Source organism: Erythrobacter sp. Alg231-14, assembly GCF_900149685.1.
Classification (GTDB): Bacteria; Pseudomonadota; Alphaproteobacteria; order Sphingomonadales; family Sphingomonadaceae; genus Erythrobacter.
Genome location: NZ_LT702999.1, coordinates 1386123 through 1410597 on the forward strand (window position 1 = coordinate 1386123; position 24475 = coordinate 1410597).

Below are 24475 nucleotides of genomic sequence, written 5' to 3' on the forward strand. Positions count from 1 at the left end.
CACGGCCCTATCCCTGCCACACGCCGTCCCAATCGCCGTCCAATTTGCGTCGCATCAAGCTTTTCGTTCGGTCCAGCATAATTTTTGCCGGCTCATCTGTCGGGTCGGCTTCCAATGCGCCGACGAATGCCGCGGCAGCGCGTTTGAAATCACCCTCGTGATAAAACTGCCGCCCGTTTTGGTACGCGGCCAGCATATCGTCGTAGCCAGGGCCTATGTCTGGCCGATCTTGATCGATCACCTCGTACAGTGTCGTGGATGCTTGCCGGCCGCGCACCTTAATCAAATCCAAGTTCCGAACACGGAAGTCGGAACCCAGATTCGCGGCGGTTTGATCACACACAATCATTTGCACGCCATACGTTTTGGTCAATGCTTCGAGACGCGACGCCAAATTCACGGTGTCACCAATGACCGTGTAATCCATCCGTTTTTGCGATCCGATTGTGCCAGCCACAACCTCGCCAGTTGAAATGCCTACACCCAAGCCAAGAGCGCCCTGACCGCGTTTGTCTCTGATGCTGTTCAGGCGGCGCAAGGCGCCAAATATGGCGAGCCCCCCGCTCACCGCCAGTTCGGAATTATTGTCCCGGCTCAACGGCACACCGTAGACCGCCATGATCGCATCGCCGATAAACTTGTCGACAACGCCATCCGTCGATGAAATCGCCTCGCACATATCGCCAAAGGCTTCGTTCAACATATCCACGGTGCCGCGTGCGCTGAGCTGCTCCGATAGGCTGGTAAAGCCGCGAATGTCGGCAAACAAAACGCTCGCATCCAAGGCATTACCAAACAGCAATTCGGTGTCCTTGCCCAGCACTTCGTCAACGATTTCTTGGGGCATGAAACGGCGCAATGTACCGTTCAAACGTTTGCTCTCTGAAATGTCTTCCAGAACGATTAGCGTTTCGGGCGCGGCATTGGCCCCGCGCAACAAAGGTGAGACCGACAGATTGACCGATTTTCCTGATACGCCACCATCAATGTCCAAATCGACATCAGTGAGGTTGGATTGTTCACCTTGGGACAGCGAACGAACAAAGTCCTCGTTCAAGGTCTCGTTCTGCAAACGCAGGATAAGGCCGATTTCGGCAGCTTCAAATTCATCCTTATCCCGCGACAAGATTTTTTCAGCCGCAGCGTTGCTTTTTACGATTTTGCCGTCGCGGCCGATCGTGATGACCCCATTGCCAAGCGACCCCAGAATGCTGTCATTGTAGTTCCGTTCGGACACGACCTCTTCGAACAAATTGGCATTTTCGATTGCGATGGCCGCTTGGGATGCAAAGGCATTCATTCGCAACAAATCATCTTGCAAAAACGGTTGACCTCCGCTGCGGTTCAACGCTTGCATCACGCCCAGCGCTTTGCCGTCTTTGGACAAAATCGGCACCGCCAAAATGGACTGAGTGCGATACCCAGTGTTGTCATCAACGCTGCGATCAAACCGGTCATCAGCATATGCATCTTCGACGAAGATCGCCTCTTTTGCCCTCAGACAAGCGCCCGCGATCCCCTTATCGGGATCAAGTCGAATCTGCCGTTCGCCCATCCCTTCGGCCACCGAAGTTAACAATTCATCGTTGAGCGGATTGTACAAGAACAAGGACGATCGGTCCGCAGCGATAATTTGGCTGGTCACGCCAACAATCTTGCGCAGCAACGGTTCTAGCTTAATCTCGGTCGATATTGAGGTGTTGATATCCAACAACCGCTTCAACTCAAGGTTGCGATCTTCCATGTCCGTGATAGCAGTTCCCCACCGTTCAGCCATGATAATGACCTGCGAAAACAGCATCAGTAACGGGTTCAACGCAGCCAAAGAGTAAGCCGGAATCTCAGTTTCCCGGAAGAGGCCTGTGTGGATCAAAGCGTTCATCGCAAAAATCGCAACAAATCCGGCCAAACTGATAAAGAACAACCCTGCGCCAGTTCTTCGATTGATCCAGCCCCGGCACCCGATCAAGGCGACCGCAGCCAAGGTCGCGACATTCCCAAACGCCATATAGCGTTGGAGCAACGAGGCTTCCAAAGTGTAGTTGAAAGCGATCATCGTCGCATGGATCACGCCAAAAAACGGCAGAGCAACATAGACGACCCTTGCGACCCATCGGGGTGTTTCGTCAGGATAGAGCGCCTGTGCGTATGCGAAAAACGTCAACGGTGCGATGGTAAGCGAAATTGATATCAGAAAGCTCATCTGTTGGAACGTCACGTTAGGAGCAACCAACAGCAAGAGATTGTCAAAGCCCGCAACACCAGCTGGCGTCATGAAGGCCACCGCTGAAATAGAAAGGAGCAGTGCAGCTTTATCGCTTCGCCGGATCACGAAAACAGATATGTTCAAGCACAAAATCAACAACAAGGTGCCGTGATACAGCGTTTCTCTTGACCAACGCAGAGCGGACCATTCGCCCATTATCGCCCGTTCACCAATCACGGGTGCTGCTTCCAAACCATTATCTTTGTGATGGAATGCGGCGACATCTATATCGATCGTTACCCGGTCAACTTCGGTGTCAAAATGGATGGTCTGCGATCGAACTTGGTATTCAGTGTCTTCTCGGGTGGATCCGACGATGCCCCTCCCCGAAACAAGCTCATCGTTGATCGAAACCTCGGTCGCGCTGTACACCAACGGCACAAACAACGTGTATGACCCCGGCGTAAGGCCCGTGATCTCCAAACTGTATGTGGCTCGCCCTGTTCTAGGCAATGCAGGATCACTGGCAGTCCAAAGTCCAGGCAAAAGGACAGTTTCAACCGCGCGCGTTGCAGTCGTTTCGTTCGTGTCATCCCAATCGAAACGCCATTCGCCTTCCAGCTTTACCGGTTTTGTGAGTTCGCCATAGGCCGAAAAGTCGATCGTCCCATCGGTTAACTCAGGGGGGGTCTGTTCCGTCGAGTCCGTCATAAATGGCGCGCACAACGCCAGCAGCAAAATCAACGTTGCTAGGGAGTAGAGCAGCCGTTTCGTGCCGCCTTCGCCCTGTGGCCGTGACACCGCCAGATCAGATTGTGCGCTACCCTCGCCGTTTGCACGGCTCAATCCTAGTTTTTCCAGCAACAAAATTTACCTGCCCCACCCGGCTATTTGACCCCTAACGCGTTGTATGCATGGCCATCATGGTGAGAGCAATGGCCGATACATCATCGCCGCCGAGTTAATATGCCGCTTTGCGCAGTAATTGATCTATCGGCACCAGGCGCCCGATCTATTGTTGGCGAACCCCAGGACCTTATAGGCGGCGTCGATCAGACTTTGCCCGCGTTCGTTCAATAGGATCCCTTGGCCCATTTGGTTCATCGTGTAGCTGAAAGCCAATCCGCATTCGGGATCGGCAAATCCGATCGATCCGCCCGCCCCCACATGACCAAACGCGCTGTCCCCGATGATGGCGCTGGCTTGGTTCCCTTGCCGATGGGCACGGTTGTCCATGGACTTCATAAATCCTGACGCAAATCGCGATGGAACAAGCAAAGTGGCATCCCTGCTGGTCGCGACACTCACACGGGTCATCGTGGCCAAATATTCAGGAGACACCAATCGTCCATCATTGGTCGCCAATGCTGTGTACCATGCGACCTGCCCCCGCGCATTGGCAATGCCGCCCGCCCCGCCAATCTCGGCCCTGTGCGCGGCGGGATCGTTCATGTTCCAACCGCCATGGTTCAGAAATGACAGCGCCTGCAGCGATTGCGGCTCCGCCAAAAGCGTGGCCGAGAATTCGGACAATTCATCGCCGGGCTTTGCCGCATAGGGTAGGATCGGCGCGAGCGGCTTTGCAAAATTATCCGGCACACCGATCCAAAAGTCCGCGCCCGTTGGTCCGGCCACTTCGTCGGCGAAGAATTGACCCAGCGAGCGACCAGAGACCCGCCGAACAAGTTCACCCACCGTCCAGCCAAAATTGACCATGTGATACCCGTTGCGTGTGCCCGGTTCCCACCACGCATCCTCGTCTTCGATCCGCGCGACCATGTAATCCCAATCCAGAAATCCACCCGGGCGCACAGGATCGCGAAAGGCGGGGACCGCGCTTTCATGATTGAGCATCATTTGGACCGTGGTGTTTTCTTTGCCGTTCTTGGCAAATTCGGGCCAGTAATGGGCAACACGCTGCGCCGGATCCAAGGCGCCGCGATCAATCAGAATATGCGCGCACAACGCGGTCGCCGCCTTGGTGCAGGAAAACACAATCGAAGCCGTGTCCTCCTCCCACAAATCGCCGGTTTTGGGATCAGCAATCCCGCCCCACAAATCGACCTTTGTGTCGCCATCGACCGTCAAACACACAGATGCGCCGACTTCGCCAAGCTCTTTGAAATTGCGATCGAACGCCTCTTTGACCGGAGCAAAGTCGTCGCTGCAAAATCCGTTAGTCATGACATCTCAATCTGATCATAGTCGCTGTCGGCTGCGCGTTGCAGGAACTTCCGATATTTGGGAACGCCGCCCCAATAATTGTTGTAACGAAAGGGGCTTTTACCTTCAGCAGCGTTCGGATTGTATCCTGTGAACCAACTGCGGACTTTTCGAAATGGCATATGGTCTTGTTTGTGGGCCACTTCGGCGTTCCAAAAATCCTCGCCATCTTGGCTTGCTTCGACGCGTGTGTGGTTTCCCTCCATCACGTAATCCAAAAGCGCGGTAACCCATTCCACGCCGGTCTCGATCGCTTGCGGATAATTGGTCGAGCCGGAAACGCTTTGCGGTCCGCCCACCATCATCATGTTCGGAAAACCGCGGGACATCGTCCCCAAATACGTGCTCGTGTCGTCGCGCCATTTGTCTTTGAGCGCGTGTCCATCGACCCCTTTGATATCGATCGCGTTCAACGCGCCGGTCGTGGCCTCAAACCCGGTGGCATAGATGATAAGGTCAAGATCGTAGTGGTTTGCCGCGGTTTGAATGCCCGCGCTGTCTATGCTGTTGATCGGATCGTGGTTTAAATCGACCAATGTAACATTGGGGCGATTATACGCCTCAAAATATCGGGTTTCGAGAGGCAGTCGACGCATACCAAAACCGTGGTCTTTGGGGATCAATGTTTCCGCAACTTTGGGGTCGTTGACCCGTTGCCGAATGCGTTGTGCGACATATTCCGACAATTGCCGGTTGGCCCCCTCCTCCAAGAACGTTTCGCGATAATTGGCCAACAACAGCGCAAATCCGCGCCGTTCATACAACTCGTCCCAAAATGCCAATCGCTCTTGCGGCGTTGTGTCCGCAAATTCGCGGCGCAGCGGCAAATGGCAAAACCCGCCTTGTGACTGGTTGCAGATCTCGAAAATTTCATCGTAGCGCGACCGAATATCGTCCATTTCATCGGGCGATATGGGGGCGTTGTTGAGCGGAACGCTCCAATTGGGGTTGCGTTGGAATACGGTCAACTCGCCCACTGTATCGGCGATCTCCGCGATGATTTGAATGCCGGTTGCGCCAGTCCCGATCACTCCAACCTTTTGCCCTTCCAATTGCACCGGATCATCGGGCCAATCGTAGGTGTGGAACGCAAGGCCGCCAAACGTTTCTGCCCCTTTGATCGCAGGAACGAATGCCTCCGATAAAACGCCAAGGCATGTGATGACAAAACGCGTCCGATAACTTTCCCCGGTGGTGAGCGTCACATCCCAAAATCGGTCGTCCTCGCGCCAGACCATCGATTGGACCCGGCTGTTGAAGCGGAAATATTGCCGCAAATCGAATTTGTCAGCGACAAAGTTGAGATATTTGAGATTTTCTGGCTGCGGAGAAAAATGCTCCTTCCAATCCCATTCATTCAACAATTCGCGGGAGAATTTGTATCCGTAAGTGTAGCTTTCTGAATCGAAGCGGCATCCGGGATATCGGTTTTTAAACCAGGTCCCACCAAAATCGGCGTTTGTGTCCAACGCCAAAAAATTGAGCCCACGATCGCTCAACATCTTCGCTTGATATATCCCGGCCACCCCTGCCCCAACAACAATGGCGTCGTACGGCTTGTTGTGGTCGCTCATGTCTCAATCTCTACGAGTTGGTGCTATGGGTTCGCCGCATTGCCGGGTACCGTTCCCAGCGCTCAGCCGCTGTCTGCATGTGCAAGCAAAGGCCTGTCAATCAAACAGCTTGGCAAATTTTGAATTGGCGAACACCTGGCGCGGACCCCATACGGACCGCCGCCCTGTTCACATCATCGCGTCCAACAGATGATCGATCATCGCATCGGCATCGGACCATGGATAGCCACTGATCGTAATGGCATTGTGCGCGATCCCATGCATCGCGCCCATCAATAGGTCGCTTTTGAGCTTTACCACGTTCGCATCGCGCAACGACGCGGCTTCGGCGATTGTGTGGGCGATGCGATCAAATCCGGCGATGATCTCCGAGTTTCCTACAAACAGGCTGACTTCGGGTTGCGTCACCCCTTCGGCCATAAACACCAACCGGTAATGTTCCGGGTGCGACAGCCAGAATCCAACATAATGCTTACACAAAGTTTGCAAACGCTCTTTGGGGTCCGCCACGCGTTCAAGCCGCGCGTCTAGACCGAGGAACAGCTCCCTAAAGACGACCGCCCATAGCGTTTGCAAAATCGCGATCTTGCTGTCGAAATGCTTGTACAACGTCATCGGGGAACACCCGACTTCTTTTGCCAAACGACGGATTGAGATGTTGGCATAGCCTTCTTGTTGGAAAAGTCGCTTCGCCGTCTCCGCGATCAAATCGCGCGTTTTCCCGATTTCATCGGCGGTTTTAGCCGGGCGTCCCCGAGGTCGGTATGCGGTGGTCGGTGAACGGCTCATGCCTCTTTAAAGCCCATTGACTCCCAGAATGCAAATATATAATTGGAACGCGTACATTAAATTACTGAGTCGCGACATTGTGGCTTTGCATTGGGCCTACTGGGTCCGCAAATAGGAGTATCGGACAATGATCGTGCTGCTTCGAACAATCCTTTGCCTGTCGGGGCTGGGTATCGTGGCTTTGGGCCTAAATGTTGGGTTGGGTGGTTTCGCTACGTTGGGTTTGCAGGGGCCAACCGACTTTTTCACCGTTACCGATCCGACTGCTTTCGCGGTTCAAGACAACCATATCCGATTTATCGCCGGGGTTTGGGGCGGTGTTGGCGTTCTGTTTATCCTGGGTGCGGCATTCTTGGATCGCATGCGCCCCGTTCTGATCGGGTGCATTCTCTTGATTTTTATGGGCGGCTTGGCCCGAATCAGCTCGACCGATTGGCCCGTATTGACCGGGGCTGACATCGCGCCATCTTTGCTGATGGAGTTGATTGTGTTTCCGGCAATCGGGCTTTGGATCATGCGCAGCATGGGGCAATCAAATGCTTGATCTCTTCCATGCACCCACAACCATTCTACTTGGAATTTTTGCCGGCGCCCAACTGACCGAGGCGTGGATTTTGGTGCCGCTTTGGCGCCGACTGGCGGCCGAAGATTTCTTTCGTTTGCACCATATTGCGGGACCAAAACTCTTTCGGTTTTTTGCTCCACTGACTGCACTATCGGTCATAGCTGCCATCGCGTCGGCGGCTATAGACGCGGACAACCTTTGGCGTGTGGCCGCCGCCGTATTGTGCGTGGGCGCGCTGGTCATGTTCTTTGTGTTCTTCAAAGCCGCGAACCAAAGTTTTGCGGATCGATTGATCACCGACCAACAATTGCCCGGTGCGTTGAAACAATGGGCGCGGTGGCATGGGGCGCGGACCACGATGGTGCTGACGTCGTTTGGATGCAGCGTGATTGCTCTTGCGACATAGGCCTATGATGCCACACTAGGCCCAAGCCATCATATTGGGGGAAAGCCAACGTGGATGCATTGAAAAGCGACGCGCCGTTGATCGTCTATATAGATGTAAAAAGTCCGTATGGCTTTGTCGCGGTCGGACCGACGCTCCAGCTTGAAAAGGAGTTGGGGATGCAATTTGATTGGCGCCCCTTAACCTTGAACATCCCGAGCTACCTTGGGTCGGCGCGCAAAAAGGACGGCAAAGTCGTCGCATCTCAAGGGAGAAGCGACCGAACGTGGAAAGCGATCAAATATTCGTATCACGACGCGCGCCGCTATGCCGAACGACAAGGGCTGACGTTGAAGGGGACGGAGAAAATTTGGGATTCCCGGATCGCCAATATCGCGATTTTGTGGGTCGCAAGGACACGGCGATCCAGCCTACCCACTTTCTTGGAGCTCGTCTTTCCCGCCTTTTGGAAACGCGAATTGGACATCGAAGATATGGCCGTAATTGAAACGTGCCTTGATCGCTGCGGGGTTTCATCAATGGGTTTTCGGGAATTTTGCGAGAGCGACGGGCGCGATATTCACGATGCCTATCAATCCCAATTCCATGACGCCGGGATTTACGGCGTGCCTACATTTGTCCTCAATTCCGAGGTGTTTCATGGAAGAGAGCATCTGCCCTATCTGCGCTGGGCGCTTTCAGGTGGGCACGGCAATCCCCCTGATATTGCGTATGAGGTCGCGTGATGTTGACCGCCTATATTGATTTTAAGTGCGCCGGATCATTGTTGGCGATCGACCCAATCCTCGCGCTTTCTCGCGACGTTGGTTTTGCTATCCAATGGCGAGCATTCTCAACGCTGGAACGCGACATCCCCGACACCGGTGCATCCGCCGATATCATCGAAAGTCATCGCGCAACGCGCGCGCGATCCCGCAAGGCTCTCGATCAAAAATACGCTCGAATGCGTGGTCGTGATTTGATCTATCCCGCCGTTCAGAAAACCGCCGATTTGGCCCTTGGCGCTTTGTCACAAATTTCGGGCGATCCGTTGGCCTTCATCTCCGCTGCATATGACGCCTATTGGAACGACCACTCAGACTTGGATGATCCCGAAACGGTGCAATCGCTTTTACGCAGATGCGGCATCGATCATTCCTGCAACTGGGATGAAACTCGGTTGGCTTTTGCCGCCGCGCAATCGCAAGCCGAAGAAGCCGGGATCGTGGATGCGCCTGCTTTTGTGATCGATGATCAACTCTTTATCGGGCGCCAACACCTTCCATGGATCGAAGAGATTGCGCGGGAGAAATGCAGTCGGCAATAGCCGCCCGTTTCGCATGCGGGATGATCAATTTTGGCGGATAAATCCCACCATTGCCGCCCGCGCCCTTGCGCGCAGTGTGCCGTGTGACCACAAAACACGAACGACCCGCCAAGGTTCAACATCGTGGCGCGCAAAGGGCTTTTTAGGGCCGCGGACAATGGGTGAGTGAGTTGAAACAGTCCTCTGCGAAGACCGCATTATGAGCCTTAGATTGCAAGGTGTTTCCAAATCTTTGGATGGGGAAACGCATATACATCCGGTCGATCTAGAATTGAAGAAAGGGACAATGAACGTCCTTTTGGGCCCGACATTGGCGGGCAAGACGTCCCTGATGCGGCTGATGGCAGGATTGGACAAACCGGATACCGGAACGATCCATTGGGACGGGAAAGATGTCACCGGAGATCGCGTGCAAAATCGCGATATCGCCATGGTCTATCAGCAATTCGTCAATTACCCATCGATGAGCGTCTACGACAACATCGCATCTCCTTTAAAGCTGCAAAAAAGGTCGTCCGACGAAATCGACGCAAAGGTACATGAGATGGCCGAGCTTTTGCAGCTCACGCCCATCCTTGATCGAAAGCCCCACGAAATTTCGGGCGGGCAGCAACAAAGGTGCGCCATGGCGCGGGCATTGGTGAAAGATGTCGGATTGGTCTTGATGGACGAACCGCTCGCCAATCTGGACTACAAATTGCGCGAGGAAATTCGGGACGAAATCCCCCGTCTCTTTGCCGCATCCGGCAGCATTTTCGTCTACGCCACAACAGAGCCAGAAGAGGCTTTGTTGTTGGGCGGGAACACGGCCACCCTTTGGGAAGGGCGGGTCACCCAATTTGGACCGTCTACCGATGTCTATCGACGACCCTTGGATGAGATTACAGCGCGGGTTTATTCCGATCCTCCGATGAATTTTGTCGAGGTCAAAAAACATGGGGCTGTGACCCAATTTCCCGGCGACCAAACGGCACGGGGGACCGCGGATCAACTGCAATTGCCAGATGGGGAATATCGCGCCGGATTTCGCGCCCACCACCTTGAAGTGGGCGAGGGCCCATTGGATGCGGTGCGGTTTGATGCGACGTTGATCGTAACCGAGATTACCGGATCGGAGACATACATTCACGTCGAAGTGGCCGGCCAACGTTGGATCGGTTTGGTCCCCGGTGTCCACCAATTTGAACCGGGGCAAGAATTGCAACTATCTCTCGACCCCAGAAATCTGTTGTTCTTTGGCGCCGATGGCAATTTGGCGGGAACGCCCAATCACGACGCGCGAAAGAGAGGCGCGTAATCATGGCATCCATCACGCTTCAAAATCTGGCACACAGCTATCATCCCAACCCTCAGCTGGAGAGCGATTTTGCTCTCAAGCAAGTCGACCATAAATGGGAAGACGGACAAGCCTACGCGCTTTTAGGGCCCAGCGGTTGCGGCAAGACCACCTTGCTCAACATCATGTCCGGCCTGCTTCAACCGACGCGCGGGCGGGTGTTGTTCGGCGATGAGGATATGACCGCTGCAACCACCGCCGAACGCAACATCGCGCAAGTGTTCCAATTTCCGGTCGTCTACGACACGATGAGCGTGGGTCAGAATTTGGCGTTTCCTCTTCGCAATCGCGGGATGGAGAAATCCTATATTGCCGAGCGGGTTGATCGGATTGCTCGCATGATCGGACTGGAGCCGCATCTGAAAAAGAAGGCGCGCGGTTTGACCGCCGATCTAAAACAGAAAATCTCATTGGGCAGAGGGGTCATTCGCGAAGATGTAAACGCGATCTTGTTTGATGAACCGCTGACCGTCATCGACCCGCATCTCAAATGGGAGCTGCGCACCCAGCTCAAATCGCTGCATCGCGAATTTGGTCATACGATGATCTATGTCACCCACGATCAGACAGAGGCGTTGACCTTTGCCCAAAAAGTGGTGGTCATGCACGAAGGGATGGTAGTCCAAATCGGCACCCCTCAGGAACTTTTTGAAAGCCCCGCGCATGTCTTTGTCGGGTATTTCATTGGGTCGCCGGGAATGAATTTTATTCCCGCTACGGTGGAAGGGAAAGCGGCGCAGGTGCATAACGAAACGATCGATCTGGCGCATGGCTACGGCAAGCCGGATGGAAAGGTTGTCTTGGGCATCCGCCCGGAGAGTGTTCGCCTTACCAAAGACGCGGGATTGCCGGTGACGATCACCCGCGTGCGCGACGCCGGTCGCCACAAATTTGTTAGCGCGACGCTGTTCGGCACCGATATCAACATTGCGCTGGACGCGGATTTTGCGATCGAGAGCGATATGACCAATATCGCATTGGCTCCCAACAAAATCAGCGTTTTTTGCGATGATTGGCGGATAGATCCCAATCCCGGTCAATCGGATCAGAAAGGCGCGATCTAATGGAGAAAACGGTCAATCAACGCGCATGGATATTGGTTCTACCGGTTGTGATCTTGGTCGCATTCTCATCGGTCATTCCGATGATAACCGTGGTCAATTATTCATTCCAAGACAGCTTTGGCGGGAACGAATTTTTTTGGGTCGGGCTTGAATGGTACCGTGAATTGCTGCGTTCCGAGCGACTTTGGGATGCTTTGGGTCGCCAATTGCTCTTTTCATCGATCATCCTGCTGATCGAGATACCGCTTGGGATTTTGATCGCGCTGTGCATGCCAAAAAAGGGGTGGCTAGCTTCCCTCTGTCTTGTCCTGATGGCGATCCCATTGCTTATCCCGTACAATGTGGTTGGGACGATTTGGCAGGTGTTTGGCCGCGCCGATATCGGTCTGCTTGGCCGCGTGCTGACCGATATGGGCATTTCGTACAATTACGCGCAGAACGCCTTTGATGCTTGGGTCACGGTGATCGCGATGGATGTCTGGCATTGGACATCGCTGGTAGCTCTGTTGTCTTATGCCGGGCTGAGATCGATACCAAACGCCTATTATCAGGCGGCCAAAATTGACCAGGCCAGCCGGTGGAGCGTGTTTCGCCACATCGAATTGCCGAAAATGCGCAGCGTGTTGATTATCGCCGTGCTGTTGCGGTTTATGGACAGTTTCATGATCTACACTGAACCGTTTGTCTTAACCGGCGGTGGGCCGGGCAATGCCACGACATTCCTATCGATCGATTTGGTGAAGATGGCGCTGGGTCAATTTGATCTGGGCCCCGCAGCGGCTTTTTCGTTGATGTACTTCCTCGTTATCCTTCTCATCTCATACGTATTTTACACTGTGATGATCACCACAGAAAAAGGTGAGACAGGACAATGAGCAATCCTATGCAAAAGGCCAAAGGCTTGCCGAAACCACGATTGGCGGGCGTGGTGATGTCGGCCTATTTGTTGTTCTTGTTGATCCCGATTTACTGGCTCATCATCATGAGCTTCAAATCGAACTCAGAGATATTGAACTCGTTCACGCTCTTCCCGGATGCGTTCACATTCAAGAATTACGAAACGATCCTCACGGACCCATCGTGGTATATGGGATACGTGAACAGCTTCATTTACGTGACGCTCAACACGGTCATCGTTCTGCTCGTTGCTTTGCCGGCAGCCTATGCGTTTAGCCGCTATCGTTTCTATGGCGACAATCATCTCTTCTTCTGGCTGTTGACCAATCGCATGGCGCCTCCGGCGGTGTTCGCCCTGCCATTCTTTCAACTCTATTCCAGCGTGTCATTGTTCGACACGCACATCGCGGTCGCGTTGGCCCATTGCCTGTTCAACGTCCCGCTGGCGGTGTGGATCTTAGAAGGTTTCATGCGCGGCATCCCAAAAGAAATCGATGAAACAGCCTTTATCGATGGCTATGGCTTCACGCGTTTCTTCACCCGCATATTCATACCCATGATCGGGCCCGGTATCGGTGTGACGGCGTTCTTTTGCTTTATGTTCAGTTGGGTCGAATTGTTGCTGAGCCGCACCCTCACCAGCGTCGATGCAAAACCCATAACCGCGATTATGACGCGCACCGTTTCCGCATCCGGCTTGGACTGGGGTGTACTCGCCGCGGCTGGCGTTCTAACCATCATACCCGGTGCAATTGTGATCTATTTCGTGCGCAAACACATTGCCAAAGGCTTTGCCTTGGGTCGCGTGTAGGCCGGGTTGTTATGAGAGGGATATCCTAGATGGATTGGATGGCCTGGACTTGGCCCACGGCGCTGTTTTTCTTGGCGATCGCAACGTCTTTGATCGTCTTGGCGTTTTTGCATGTGCGCAAACCCAGCACGATCAAAACGGGCGTGTTGGGCGTGGAAACCATGCGCGGAGACCGGTTCTTTATCTCGCTATTGGGATCGGCCTTTATCAATCTCGCCTGGATCGGTTTGACCGATGCGCCACAATATTGGGCGTTGATTGTGTGCGGCGTGTTTGCCTTGTGTGTTTTTCGCTGGGTATGATGAATTAAAATGATCGGATCGAAATTATGAAACGCATTGGAACAGCAGCGATTATCAGCGCGAGTGTGGCGCTGATTTCGTGCTCTGAAACTTCGCAAACCCCGGCGGTCGTCTTAAGCGACGCCGAACGCGCAGAGGCCGCTACCGCGTTTCTGGATGAAGAGATAGGCGACCTGTCCGCCCTCACCCGTGAAGAACAAGAGGCTGAGCTGACGTGGTTTATGGAGGCCGCTGCGCCGTATCGCGGGATGCAAATTTCGGTCGTTTCCGAAACCATCGCCACGCATGAATACGAAGCGAAAGTCCTTGCCCCTGCGTTCACCGCAATGACCGGGATCAAGGTCACGCATGACCTCATTGGCGAAGGCGATGTGGTCGAGAAGCTGCAAACGCAGATGCAATCTGATGAGAATATCTATGACGCCTATGTCAACGATTCCGATCTGATCGGCACCCACTGGCGCTACCAACAGGTTCGCAACCTAACCGATTGGATGGACGGCGAAGGCAGCGATGTCACAAACCCCGCCTTGGATCTTGCCGATTTTATCGGGATTGATTTCACCACCGGCCCAGATGGCAAATTGTACCAATTGCCGGATCAACAATTCGCAAACCTGTATTGGTTCCGATACGATTGGTTCACCGATCCTGCGATCAAGGCCGACTTTAAAGCGGCGTATGGATACGACCTCGGCGTCCCCGTAAATTGGTCCGCGTATGAAGACATCGCAGAATTCTTCACCGGTAGAGAGATCGACGGTAAAACCGTCTATGGCAGCATGGATTACGGCAAAAAGGACCCTTCTCTGGGGTGGCGCTTTACCGATGCGTGGATGTCGATGGCTGGCATGGGTTCCATCGGTGAGCCCAACGGACTGCCGGTCGATGAATGGGGCATCCGCGTCAACGAAGCGTCGCAACCTGTCGGTTCATGCGTCGCACGAGGCGGGGCAACCAACGCTCCCGCTGCTGTGTATGCGCTCGACAAATATTCCAAATGGCTCAACGAATATTCGCCACCATCCGCAGCGGGCATGACCTTTTCCGAAGCGGGTCCAGTGCCCGCACAAGGGGCCATCGCACAGCAGATATTCTGGTACACGACATTCACGGCCAACATGGTCGGCGAAGAAGCCGCAGCGGTCCTGTATGACGATGGCACCCCGCGTTGGCGCATGGCACCCAGCCCGCATGGCGCGTATTGGGAAGACGGTATGAAGGTCGGCTATCAAGACGCCGGATCATGGACATTGATGAAGTCCACGCCCGCCGATCGCGCGCAGGCCGCGTGGCTCTATGCACAATTTGTGACCTCCAAAACGGTGGATGTGAAAAAGGCGCATGTAGGCCTGACCTTTATCCGCGAATCCACGATCCAACATGAATCCTTCACCGATCGTGCACCCAATCTGGGCGGATTGGTGGAATTCTATCGTTCACCTGCGCGCACCCAATGGTCACCCACCGGTACCAATGTTCCCGACTATCCCCGTCTCGCCCAGCTATGGTGGCAGAATATCGGTGATGCATCATCGGGAACAAAGACACCGCAAGCGGCTTTGGATGCGCTGTGCGAACAACAAGAGCGCGTTCTGGCAAGGTTGGAACGGTCCGGCCTACAAGGCGATCTAGGTCCCAAGCTCAACGAAGAACGCGGCGCCGATTATTGGTTGAACCAACCCGGCTCACCCAAGGCCAAATTGACCAATGAAGATCCTGAACCCATCACCATCGAATATGATGAATTGGTGGCGCAGTGGCAATAAGCTGACGCCGGGCTCGCGCGCTGCCTAAACGCCAATCGCAGCAGAAAGCGGCGCGCGCACCCTCAGCAATTTCGAACGAAATTCCAGGCTCCTGAGGACGCAGGTCTCTCGCTTGGGGACGCCTCACAGTTGGACGGAACAAAGGCAAGAAAACAAAACTGAAAGAGGTGGTGCCGCTCAGGGGACCCAAACCTCTGTCCCCAATCATTACGAATTCAGGGGGTGGCTTTGGGTTATCGATATTTACCAGTACCTTAGAGCCCGATCTCAAGCTCGGCTCTGCCCCGAGCCACACAGATCCCAAAGTGATTTCACGATGAATGGTCACCGTTTGCTAGTGAGAGCGCTTTGTTTCAGTCCGGCTTCACGAGTCGGCCAAAGCCAGACCCACTTGAGCGACTGGCATTGGTATGAGAGCGAGGGGCGTCGGATGTCCGAGACAGGGGTAAGGGCGGACCTTTCGATCACTCTTCCAAGAGAGGTAAAAGAAAGCTAGCCTCAGCGTGTGCCGCAATCCTCTTCCATCTATTCGCGCAGGGCGATTGATCAAGCTCCGGAGCATTTGGATCGAGCCGAGTTGTTTGCGATCTGCAATCTCGATATGGAAGCGCCTCCAGACTTAGCGACCATGGTGGCGGAGGATGATTATGTCAGGCTGTTAGAAACGATAGCGCTGGCTGAAGACGGACTACCTAAAGCTCACATCCGACTTGGCATGTCGATGCGCTGCGAAGACCTCGGCGCGGTTGGTCTTGCCTGGAAAAGCTCACCTACACTGATGGACGGTTGGGATCGAGCAGAGCGTTATGTCGGTGTTGTCGCTGGTGTGAGAGCGCTTGAGATGACGCGCAATGAACAAACGATGGAGATCCGATTTCTTCGCTTGACTGACGAAGCTCCGATGGGTGCTAGATTATCAAATGAAGCAACCTTCGCATCCTTCACGGCCATCTGCCGCGAAGCGTCAGGACGCCCTTTCAAACCAGTGCGGGCCATGTGCGCACATGAGTTTGTCGGCGATAAAGCCTTTCTGGAAGACTATCTCGGATGCCCGCTAACGGATCGTGCGGGGATGAATGCGGTTGTCATTTCGAACGAGGAACTGGCTCTGCCCAACGCGGTCGGTGATGACGCGATCTCTCGTTTCTTCGATCAGCGCGTTGAGGAAATGCTCGCCGAGATAAAGTCAGATGTGATCTTTTCGGTTCAAGTGAAGTCAGCGATCGGGAAAAATCTCAGCGGCGGTATTCCGAAACTTTCAGATGTTGCTCTGGGTTTGGGGATGAGTGCGCGGACGCTGCAACGCAAGTTGAGCGATGATGGTGTAGTTTTCCAGGAACTGGTAGATCAGGCGCGGCGTGAGTTGGCTGAGAAACTGCTTCGCACGACTAACTTTCCATTGGTTGAAATCGCTTTCCTGACAGGCTTTGCAGAGCAGAGCGGGTTTACGCGTGCATTCAAGCGCTGGGCTGGTGAAACGCCTCGCTCTTATCGGGTAGGCTCAACGCCAATCTGATGACGCCATCTGCACAAACCTTGTCGTCCTCAGGCAAGAGAAGCTGCTACCCCTGACTTATTCCATGCTTGTCTCCAACAAACAGGAACAAGCACATGACCACTCAAACCGACATTGTCCCGATCACATTGGTGATTGGTGGAACCGGTAAGACCGGCAAAAGAGTTGCTGATCGTCTGATCCAAAAGGGTCAGGACGTCCGCATTGGATCGCGTTCTTCCCTCGCTTCGTTCGATTGGAACAACGAAGCTGATTGGGACACTGCGCTCGATGGGGTCTCGAACATCTACATCACTTACGCACCCGATCTGGCCATGCCAGGGGCAAAAGATGCAATCGGCGCTTTGATCTCGCGCGCCAGGTTGAATGGCGTCAAACGCCTCGTTCTTCTATCTGGTCGCGGCGAGGAGGAAGCGCAGGCTTGCGAACAGGTCGTTGCTGATAGCGGTCTTGAATGGACGGTTGTGCGCGCAAGCTGGTTCAATCAGAACTTCTCAGAAGGCGCCTTTATCGACATGGTGCTCAGCGGAGCGATTACTCTGCCAGCAGGCGACACGCCAGAACCTTTTGTTGATGTCGATGACATTGCCGATGTTGCAGTCGCGGCTCTCAGTGAAGATGGACACAATGGCAAGATTTACGAAGTCACTGGCCCACGCTTAATGACCATGGCCGATATTGCGGCGGACCTGTCCGCTGCAACCGGACGCAAAATAGCCTTTGTCGATGTTCCGCATGATGCCTTTATCGAAGAGCTCACCAAATCTGGCGCGCCCGATGATGTCGTGTGGATGCTCGACTATCTGTTCTCGACCGTCCTCGATGGTCGCAATGCACATCTGACTGATGGTGTTGAGCGGGCGCTTGGCCGTGCTCCCAAGGACTTCGCAGACTACGCCCGTGATGTGGCTGCGACCGCCGCATGGAGTGTTGCGGCATGACAAACTTTGGCACACGCATAGTTCTAGCCGCAACTGGAGCGATCCTGATAGGCATCGGCAGTTGGATCATGGCCGCGCCGACAATCATTCTTGCAACAAGCGAGGTGATTGTCGAGCACGACGCCGGCTTAATGTCCGAAGTGACAGCGCCAAGCGGAATGCTGGTCATAGTCGGTGCATTCATGATCGTAAGTGCGATCAAAGCGCACTTGGCGAGCCTTGGCCTTGCTGCGGGAACGGTTGTCTATGGCAGCTATGGCTTTAGCCGTATGGTCAGCCAGTATTTACACGGCGCGCCATCGGATTCGCTCGTCGTAGTTATGTACTTCGAGCTTGCCGTCGCCGCATTGCTGCTCGCACTCACCCTCAAAATTCAAGCTGCAAACCCCCTGCAACGGTTGGATGCATTTCCCCACGAGATGGCCCAATGACCCGTAGGCAAATATGCGCATTGGCATCGGTCACCGCTCTGTTTGTTCTGACCGGGTTGGCCGTCTGGAAACTCAGTTACGCGTCTGCGGAACCGAGAGGTAGCGCGACAGCGATCTTCACCTCCAGCACCGTGCTGTACCTAATGTATCTCTTCTCCGTCTCGTCGGGGCGCAACAAGAATTAGTCAGCGGGTGCAGTCGCGGTGATTGCATCCAAGGCGCGCTGACGCACGAAGGTAGCCCCTCAGTTTTTTCTCCTCATAATCAAGGATACCCGATCAATGACCTACGATTGGCCCCTCTATTTCTGCCTCTTCCTCGCGCTATGGAGCGCTATTGTTGGAGGCGTCTTCTCGGCATTTTCGGAGTTCATCATGTCGGCTCTGCTCAAAGCAGAACCCGCAAGTGGCATTGAGGCGATGCAGCACATCAATCGCGATGTAATCAAGACCCAGTTCGTAGCTGGCATCTTCTTCATCGCGGTCTTTTCGGTGCTCTTTGCGCTCTACAGCCTTGCAGCGTTTGACGGTGCAGCGCTGGTTACATTGATCCTAGCCAGCTTGGTTTATGTCCCTAGCGTCTTTCTGATGACGATGCTTGGCAATGTGCCGATGAACAACACGCTCGCCGGCGTCGATCATACGAGCGCCCAAGCACACAACTACTGGATGAAATATGGCGCGAAATGGACCCGGTTTAACCACTTCCGTTCGTTGGGCTGCATCCTCACCTCCGGGCTCTACATCATCGCCGCCATCAAACTCATCACAAGCGGACAGGTGTAATCATGAGATATGCAGCTTTGAGTGCGTCCACAATTCTGGCGATCGTGGTTTGGGGCAGCTTGGTTTTTGCCGCCCTCGACCAAGGTTGGGGGAGGAGTTCCATTGCCGAAAATGGAGAACTATCCGGGTTCGAATTGGCAGCGAGGGAAATCGCCGAGCAAGACAATCAAGGCAATGTCAGCTTCATCCTGATCGAGAGCGGAGCGCCAGTCGCAGGCTTTCATTTGTCAAAAGGTGAAAAAGTGAACGCCCAAAGCGTTTTCCAAGTCGCATCTCTTGGGAAATGGGTCACAGCATGGGGCGTGATGGCGCTTGTCGAAGATGGTCAGGTGGATCTTGATGCACCGGTTTCCGACTACCTTACGCGCTGGCAATTGCCGACTTCCGAGTTCGACGCATCGGGTGTCACAGTGCGGCGATTGCTGAGCCACACGGCAGGCCTTACTGATGGCCTTGGTTATAATGGATTTACGACAAAACAAGAGCGCCAGACCATTGAAGCATCGCTGACCCAGTCCGCAGACGCCTCGCCGGGTAAGGTTGGCCGGACAATTCTGGGCACCGAGCCGGGTTCAGGCTTCGCCTATTCAGGCGGTGGATACTCCATATTACAGCTGCTCGTCGAAGAGGTCTCTGGCAAACCATTTTCCACCTATATGCAAGACCGAGTTTTTGCCCCTTTGGACATGGAGAGAACCTCCTTTGACCATGACGAGGCGATCGTTTTTGGACTGGCCGAAAACTTCGGAACCGGAGGCACGACTGAGCCATTTGGTTGGTACACTGCACTTGCTGCAACGTCTCTTTTTACAACCTCTGAAGATCTCGCGAAGTTTGTAGCAGCACAGGCCCCGGATGCAGCGAACCCGGTTCTATCACAAGATACATTGGCGCTTATCCGCACACCCCACGCCTCAGAAATGGGGGCAGACATCTGGGGGCTAGGCACAATGCTCTATGCGCCCAACAATTCCGGAGATTTCATAATCGGTCATGATGGCAGCAACGAACCGGCTATCAACACCTCGGCGCGGCTTGATCCGTCGACAGGCGATGGAATCGTCATCCTTTCGACCGGCAACCCAATGCTTGCTACGCGACTCGCGGGCGAGTGGGTTTTCTGGAAGACTGGGAATGTTGATACTCTCACCTTTGCATCGCGACTGCCCACGGCTCTTCTAGTCTTTGTAGGTGGGGCATTTTTGATCCTAGTTGTTGCAGGCTTGGCCATTTGGCGACGAGCCCGTGCGGCATCACGTCATAAGAGGACATACTAGTCCTATGTCTCAGTCAAAGAATGGAGCATCAACCAAGTCGCCCGCGAACTACAACCGATTGACCGCCTTGCGCGATCTCATTGCAGTTGTCTCAGTGCTTGTCATCGTGAAGCAGTCCCTGCTCCCTACCACGCAGCTTTATGCAGGTCCGGCATCAACTTTGAGCGCGATGATCGTGGGCAGCTTCTTGTTACACCGCAAGGGATTGGCTTGGAGCGACCTTGGCCTTCAATGGCCGCAAAGTTGGCCCAAGACGCTTGGGATGACACTCCTGACCATGGCCTTCTTTCTGGTCTGCACTCAGCTTATGGCTTTGGTTGCAGACCTCTTGTTCGAAGACATCGGAACCAGCGATCGCTTCTCCCACATCGAAGGCAATTTGGGAGCCTATTTACTCATCATGGCGCTCGTGTGGACGCATGGCTCCTTTTTCGAAGAGCTGTTGTTTCGCGCATTCATCATCAACCACACGAGTGAAGTTCTTGGCGGCGGACTTCGTTCAGACATTGTCGCCTTGATCATCTCATCAGCGTTCTTCGGTTATCGCCACGCTTATTATCAAGGGTGGCATGGCGCGCTTGTAACGGGCGCTGGGGGCTTTGCATTCGGCGTCTTCTACCTGTGGTTCGGACGACGCAATATCATGCCACTGATTTTGGCGCACGGCGTGTTCAATACGCTTGGCCAAACGTTTCGTTATCTCGGCATCGAGGATTAATGGCGAGCGCAAGAACGAAGGGACGCCGCTGGTTGGCGTGAATTGGCAAAACTCTGGCGGCGTCTGGCAAGAGCCTCTCATCCCTCTGCCTTACTCCTGATTGCAAGACATCAATCGGAGACAAAAACATGCCCCAATCAGCTCTCTTGAAAATTCAAACTGAGACCGCGAATGCGGCCCAAAGCCGTCACTGTGGCCCAATGGCAGGAAAGCACATATCGATCAGAACAGGCTTTAAGGCCGTCAGTTTCAAGCATGCAATGTTTGACGGCACGATGGACCCGCTTGTCATGGTCGACCATTACTTGATGGGCGAACCCACCTTCGGCGCTCACCCGCATGCTGGTATGTCAGCAGTAACAGTGCTGTTCGAAGACAGCTGCGGGGCTTTCAACAATCGAGATTCCCTCGGCAATGACATCGATCTGGAAGCCGGTGACCTCTATTGGCTCAAAGCCGGAAGCGGAGCGGTGCACGATGAAAAACCTATACACGGCGCATTCGCACATGGGCTTCAGATGTTTGTGAACCTACCTGCTCATATGAAACATGACGATCCTGAAGCGCTCCATGTCAAAGCGAGCGAAATGCCCGTGATTGAAGGCAATCGCGCGAAGGTACGCCTTGTGTTGGGTGAGAGTAACGGGGTTATCGGGGCCACCTCTCCTGCGCGGCCAATGACGATCCTTGATGCGAATATCGATGAGGGTGGTCGTTTCGAGCACATTGTTGCTCCTGGCCACTCCCAATGGATCCTTGCCGTCGCCGAGACTATCGAAGTGACGGTTGGCAATCATCCCGTGACACTTCCTGCAGGTGAAGCCTTGGCGATCAGTGCTAGGCAGAATCCAATAACTCTGACTTTGCGCGCTCGCGTTGAGAGCCATGCAGTAATCGTAACCGGTGAACCGATCGCAGAAACCTTTGTTCAGCGCGGCCCATTTGTTATGAGCACCGAAGCCGAGATTGCAGAAGTTGAGGCAGCCTATCGTACAGGGCGTTTAGGTAGGCTTAGCGGTTAGCGAAGAAGTGGGTGCAAAGTGCGGGCCTGGCGAGACTTCACCCTCGCGTTCGAAATTGGTTCACTTTGGACGTCCGCAAATGGGTCGTTAGCCGACAGTCCGCTTTCGGCAAAAAATAATGGGAAATACCCCACCCCCACCCGGCGCGAACCGATCGAGGGTGGGGTTAAATCTAAGGGTGCAGACAGTAACGACCTTCGTCGGTTTTGAACCAACGGTGCCGTCTAGGATTGCACCCTGTATTGTGCCTGAGCTGAGCGCCTGCAGAGGCCCTGTGCAGCCCCGTCGCTGCGACGGTCCGAACAATGTCGGTGCCCCGATCGATACCGCTTTCGATACAGGCTTCAATCAAAGCAATTGCTAGATCATTCCGATTTCAACCGGCAGCGACCAGATCGTCATGAAGGACTTCCAGGGTCATTGCCGGTCCCTCTGCTTCATCTTCGCCGCCCCGGCCTCCACGGCCGCCATTAGCGTCTCATCGGCGAGGTGAGCGTATCTCATTGTCGACTGGTGATCGGCGTGACCCAGAACGCGGCCAACAGCGAACAGATCGACTCCAGCATTGATCATGAACGAGGCCGCGGAATGCCGCAGATCATGAATGTGCAGATCGCCCAAACCGGCCTTCTTCCGGGCCGTATCCCAAGGGTGCTTGATGCAGGTGTAGGCTTCACCGGTTCGAGGGTTGGCGAACACAGCCTGTGCCAGCCGTGGGATGCCTTCAAAGACACGGACCGCCGCGCTCGACAAAGGAACGTGTCTGGCCTTCCCGGTCTTACTGTCGGGTATCAGCCAGCTTCGCCTCTCAAGGTCCACATGCTCCCATTTTGCCTGTACAAGTTCAGACTTGCGGGCACCTGTCAGCATGAGAAGCCGGACGATCGCACCAAGCAAAGGGTTCATTAACTTATCGGCGCACTGAACCAGCCGCTCTGCCTCTTCCGCACTGAGATAGCGTTTCCGGGCGTTGTCGAACTTGAACCGAGCAATACCGCGAACGGGGTTTATTTCGGCTCCCGGTAGCCCCCACTGCCTCGCAAGCTCAAACGATCGGCCAAGCGTCATGCGGATTTTCTCGACAGTCGCCGGAGCGTAATCCTCCCGCAAATCACCAAGCCACTTAGCGATCGACTGCTGATCAATCTCATCGAGCCGCATCTTACCCCACTTTGGGATTAGGTGTTTCTCAATCACAGCAGCTGTATTTTCTGGCCGCTTTTGATGCGTTTTGGCGTGGGCGATGTGTTGCTGCGCCAGTTCGCCATAGGTAATGATCGACCGCTTCTTCTGCTTTGCGGCCAGCGGATCGCCGCCCATTACGACTTCGGACCGAAGACGCTGTGCCTTCTTCTTTGCGGCTGCGAAGGTGATATCAGTCCAGGGACCAATTCGTAGCGGCCTTTTCTACCGGGCTCTACAAACGTATCTGGTGCACAAGGAAAGTGGTCTTTGTGTACATCGACAAAAGTACTCAAGACCTTCTGGTAGTCCAATAGCAATCTGTCCGTATTGTAGCTGTCGAGCTTCGCCTCAATGAGATCAGCAAGATATGGGTTCACTTCGACTGTGGTCGGATTCACACCTAAGAATTGAGATGATAGCGCCGTGGTCCCGGACCCTCCGAATGGATCAATCGAGGTTGAAACTGGTCGACCGATTGCCTCCGATGTCTCTTCGTAAGCTTGCGCAATAAGTTCGGGGGCGAATGCCTCTTTAAAGTTACGCCAAGTCTGGAAGGCCGCTAAATTCGATCCGGTGTTTGTGGAGAGAAACTCTGGTTTCCGATCTGTAAGCCACTCCTGGATTGAAACATGTCGCTCGTGTGGAGACGCCTTTAAAGTTTCAATTCGCCTGAGCCTGGGACTCAATGGAACCACAACATTTGACACTAAACACTCCCTTGTCGCGCTCATAAAGCACATCTTCGCGCGGCAGGCATCAAAATATTGCTAACCAAAGATGCCTGAAAAGAGCGTTGGTAGAAGCTTAAGGCTGATGTCGAAAACTATGTGCGTTGCGTTGCGGCTGGCAGTTGATGCCAATGCCCCTGTTTAAGCGTTGCGCGCGCACGACTGCCGTCAATTCGCTTTTGACCCAGTCCAAATAACCCAAGCAGGCCCCAAGCAAGAACGAAGCGCCCACTGAGCGGAAAGGCCTATCAGTAGGCAAGATATCGCCCCGAAGCCGAAAGCGCTCTCGCCTCGAAGCCGCAGAAAACTAAGCTGAAAGTGGTGGTGCGCGACGCAGTTACCTCCGGACCAGTCTCACCTGGGATTTTCCCTGCTTAACAGGGAAAATAGCGCGAAAAACGGGCACTTGGACGTGAGCAGTACGTGGCCTTGGCAGTAAGGAGCTGTTTTGCGCCTAAAATTTGGTGGCTGGAGAACAACCGATAACAGGGAATTGTACATCGTCTATCAGGGAAGGCTCAGAAGAGATCAGGGATTGATCTGGCCTTATCGTGAGCCATTCTTTCCCCTCGGTCGCGACGAAGCTTCACAATACAAATTCAAGAGTCTATAACTCGGATATCT

Annotated in this window: 23 protein-coding genes; 18 read left to right on the forward strand and 5 right to left on the reverse strand. The window is 54.1% G+C overall.

Translation table 11 applies throughout. The annotated features are described in order from the left end of the window. Nucleotides 1-7: 7 nt before the first annotated feature. The 4 genes from BQ8290_RS06485 to BQ8290_RS06500 form a co-directional block, all read right to left on the reverse strand. Complete coding sequence (locus BQ8290_RS06485; RefSeq protein WP_108788633.1) at nucleotides 8-3070, reverse strand: adenylate/guanylate cyclase domain-containing protein; 3063 nt, start codon at nucleotides 3068-3070, stop codon at nucleotides 8-10. A 126-nt stretch (nucleotides 3071-3196) separates the two neighbouring features. Beyond that, nucleotides 3197-4390, reverse strand: a complete 1194-nt coding sequence (locus BQ8290_RS06490; RefSeq protein ID WP_108788635.1) for a serine hydrolase — start codon at nucleotides 4388-4390, stop codon at nucleotides 3197-3199. Next, nucleotides 4387-6003, reverse strand: coding sequence for an NAD(P)-binding domain-containing protein (locus BQ8290_RS06495; RefSeq protein ID WP_108788637.1), 1617 nt, complete (start codon nucleotides 6001-6003; stop codon nucleotides 4387-4389). Before BQ8290_RS06495 ends, BQ8290_RS06490 begins: the two co-directional genes overlap by 4 nt. Nucleotides 6004-6171: 168 nt before the next feature. Beyond that, nucleotides 6172-6792 (reverse strand): TetR family transcriptional regulator, encoded by a 621-nt coding sequence (locus tag BQ8290_RS06500; protein ID WP_108788639.1) that lies wholly within the window; start codon nucleotides 6790-6792, stop codon nucleotides 6172-6174. 127 nt (nucleotides 6793-6919) lie between these two features. Between BQ8290_RS06500 and BQ8290_RS06505 the strand changes: the two genes are divergently transcribed. The 18 genes from BQ8290_RS06505 (at nucleotide 6920) to BQ8290_RS06590 (ending at nucleotide 21938) form a co-directional block, all read left to right on the forward strand. Further along, nucleotides 6920-7336, forward strand: a complete 417-nt coding sequence (locus tag BQ8290_RS06505) for a DUF4345 family protein (protein ID WP_108788640.1) — start codon at nucleotides 6920-6922, stop codon at nucleotides 7334-7336. Next, on the forward strand, nucleotides 7329-7763 hold the full coding sequence (locus BQ8290_RS06510; protein WP_108788642.1) for an anthrone oxygenase family protein: 435 nt from the start codon (nucleotides 7329-7331) through the stop codon (nucleotides 7761-7763). Before BQ8290_RS06505 ends, BQ8290_RS06510 begins: the two co-directional genes overlap by 8 nt. Before the next feature lie 50 nt (nucleotides 7764-7813). Next, on the forward strand, nucleotides 7814-8488 hold the full coding sequence (locus BQ8290_RS06515) for a DsbA family protein (protein ID WP_108788644.1): 675 nt from the start codon (nucleotides 7814-7816) through the stop codon (nucleotides 8486-8488). Next, complete coding sequence (locus BQ8290_RS06520; protein ID WP_108788646.1) at nucleotides 8488-9069, forward strand: DsbA family protein; 582 nt, start codon at nucleotides 8488-8490, stop codon at nucleotides 9067-9069. Before BQ8290_RS06515 ends, BQ8290_RS06520 begins: the two co-directional genes overlap by 1 nt. 199 nt (nucleotides 9070-9268) lie before the next feature. Continuing rightward, nucleotides 9269-10366, forward strand: coding sequence for an ATP-binding cassette domain-containing protein (locus BQ8290_RS06525; RefSeq protein WP_108788648.1), 1098 nt, complete (start codon nucleotides 9269-9271; stop codon nucleotides 10364-10366). A gap of 2 nt (nucleotides 10367-10368) precedes the next feature. Further along, the gene (locus tag BQ8290_RS06530; RefSeq protein WP_108788650.1) at nucleotides 10369-11469 is read left to right on the forward strand and encodes an ATP-binding cassette domain-containing protein; all 1101 of its coding nucleotides are present in this window, start codon (nucleotides 10369-10371) and stop codon (nucleotides 11467-11469) included. After that, nucleotides 11469-12344, forward strand: coding sequence for an ABC transporter permease subunit (locus tag BQ8290_RS06535; RefSeq protein ID WP_108788652.1), 876 nt, complete (start codon nucleotides 11469-11471; stop codon nucleotides 12342-12344). The genes BQ8290_RS06530 and BQ8290_RS06535 overlap by 1 nt, the downstream gene beginning before the upstream one ends. Nucleotides 12345-12352: 8 nt before the next feature. After that, nucleotides 12353-13177, forward strand: a complete 825-nt coding sequence (locus tag BQ8290_RS06540) for a carbohydrate ABC transporter permease (RefSeq protein ID WP_337661079.1) — start codon at nucleotides 12353-12355, stop codon at nucleotides 13175-13177. Between the two features lie 29 nt (nucleotides 13178-13206). Then, complete coding sequence (locus BQ8290_RS06545; protein ID WP_108788654.1) at nucleotides 13207-13479, forward strand: DUF2160 family membrane protein; 273 nt, start codon at nucleotides 13207-13209, stop codon at nucleotides 13477-13479. Nucleotides 13480-13505: 26 nt separating this feature from the next. Next, nucleotides 13506-15248: an ABC transporter substrate-binding protein gene (locus BQ8290_RS06550; RefSeq protein WP_108788656.1), complete on the forward strand. Its 1743-nt coding sequence runs from the start codon at nucleotides 13506-13508 to the stop codon at nucleotides 15246-15248. A gap of 505 nt (nucleotides 15249-15753) precedes the next feature. Further along, nucleotides 15754-16764 (forward strand): AraC family transcriptional regulator ligand-binding domain-containing protein, encoded by a 1011-nt coding sequence (locus tag BQ8290_RS06555; RefSeq protein WP_108788658.1) that lies wholly within the window; start codon nucleotides 15754-15756, stop codon nucleotides 16762-16764. Nucleotides 16765-16859: 95 nt separating this feature from the next. Beyond that, on the forward strand, nucleotides 16860-17705 hold the full coding sequence (locus BQ8290_RS06560) for an NAD(P)H-binding protein (RefSeq protein ID WP_108788660.1): 846 nt from the start codon (nucleotides 16860-16862) through the stop codon (nucleotides 17703-17705). Beyond that, nucleotides 17702-18136, forward strand: coding sequence for a DUF4345 domain-containing protein (locus BQ8290_RS06565; protein ID WP_337661080.1), 435 nt, complete (start codon nucleotides 17702-17704; stop codon nucleotides 18134-18136). Before BQ8290_RS06560 ends, BQ8290_RS06565 begins: the two co-directional genes overlap by 4 nt. Then, nucleotides 18133-18321, forward strand: coding sequence for a hypothetical protein (locus BQ8290_RS06570; protein WP_108788664.1), 189 nt, complete (start codon nucleotides 18133-18135; stop codon nucleotides 18319-18321). Before BQ8290_RS06565 ends, BQ8290_RS06570 begins: the two co-directional genes overlap by 4 nt. A 96-nt stretch (nucleotides 18322-18417) precedes the next feature. Next, complete coding sequence (locus BQ8290_RS06575; RefSeq protein ID WP_108788666.1) at nucleotides 18418-18921, forward strand: anthrone oxygenase family protein; 504 nt, start codon at nucleotides 18418-18420, stop codon at nucleotides 18919-18921. A 17-nt stretch (nucleotides 18922-18938) separates the two neighbouring features. Beyond that, nucleotides 18939-20198, forward strand: coding sequence for a serine hydrolase domain-containing protein (locus tag BQ8290_RS06580; RefSeq protein ID WP_337661081.1), 1260 nt, complete (start codon nucleotides 18939-18941; stop codon nucleotides 20196-20198). A 4-nt stretch (nucleotides 20199-20202) separates the two neighbouring features. Next, nucleotides 20203-20916, forward strand: a complete 714-nt coding sequence (locus BQ8290_RS06585; protein ID WP_108788671.1) for a CPBP family glutamic-type intramembrane protease — start codon at nucleotides 20203-20205, stop codon at nucleotides 20914-20916. Between the two features lie 128 nt (nucleotides 20917-21044). After that, nucleotides 21045-21938 (forward strand): pirin-like C-terminal cupin domain-containing protein, encoded by an 894-nt coding sequence (locus BQ8290_RS06590; RefSeq protein ID WP_108788673.1) that lies wholly within the window; start codon nucleotides 21045-21047, stop codon nucleotides 21936-21938. Nucleotides 21939-22355: 417 nt separating this feature from the next. On the opposite strand, the gene BQ8290_RS06595 is transcribed toward BQ8290_RS06590, so the two are convergent. Beyond that, nucleotides 22356-23258, reverse strand: coding sequence for a tyrosine-type recombinase/integrase (locus BQ8290_RS06595; protein ID WP_108788675.1), 903 nt, complete (start codon nucleotides 23256-23258; stop codon nucleotides 22356-22358). Between the last annotated feature and the right edge of the window lie 1217 nt (nucleotides 23259-24475).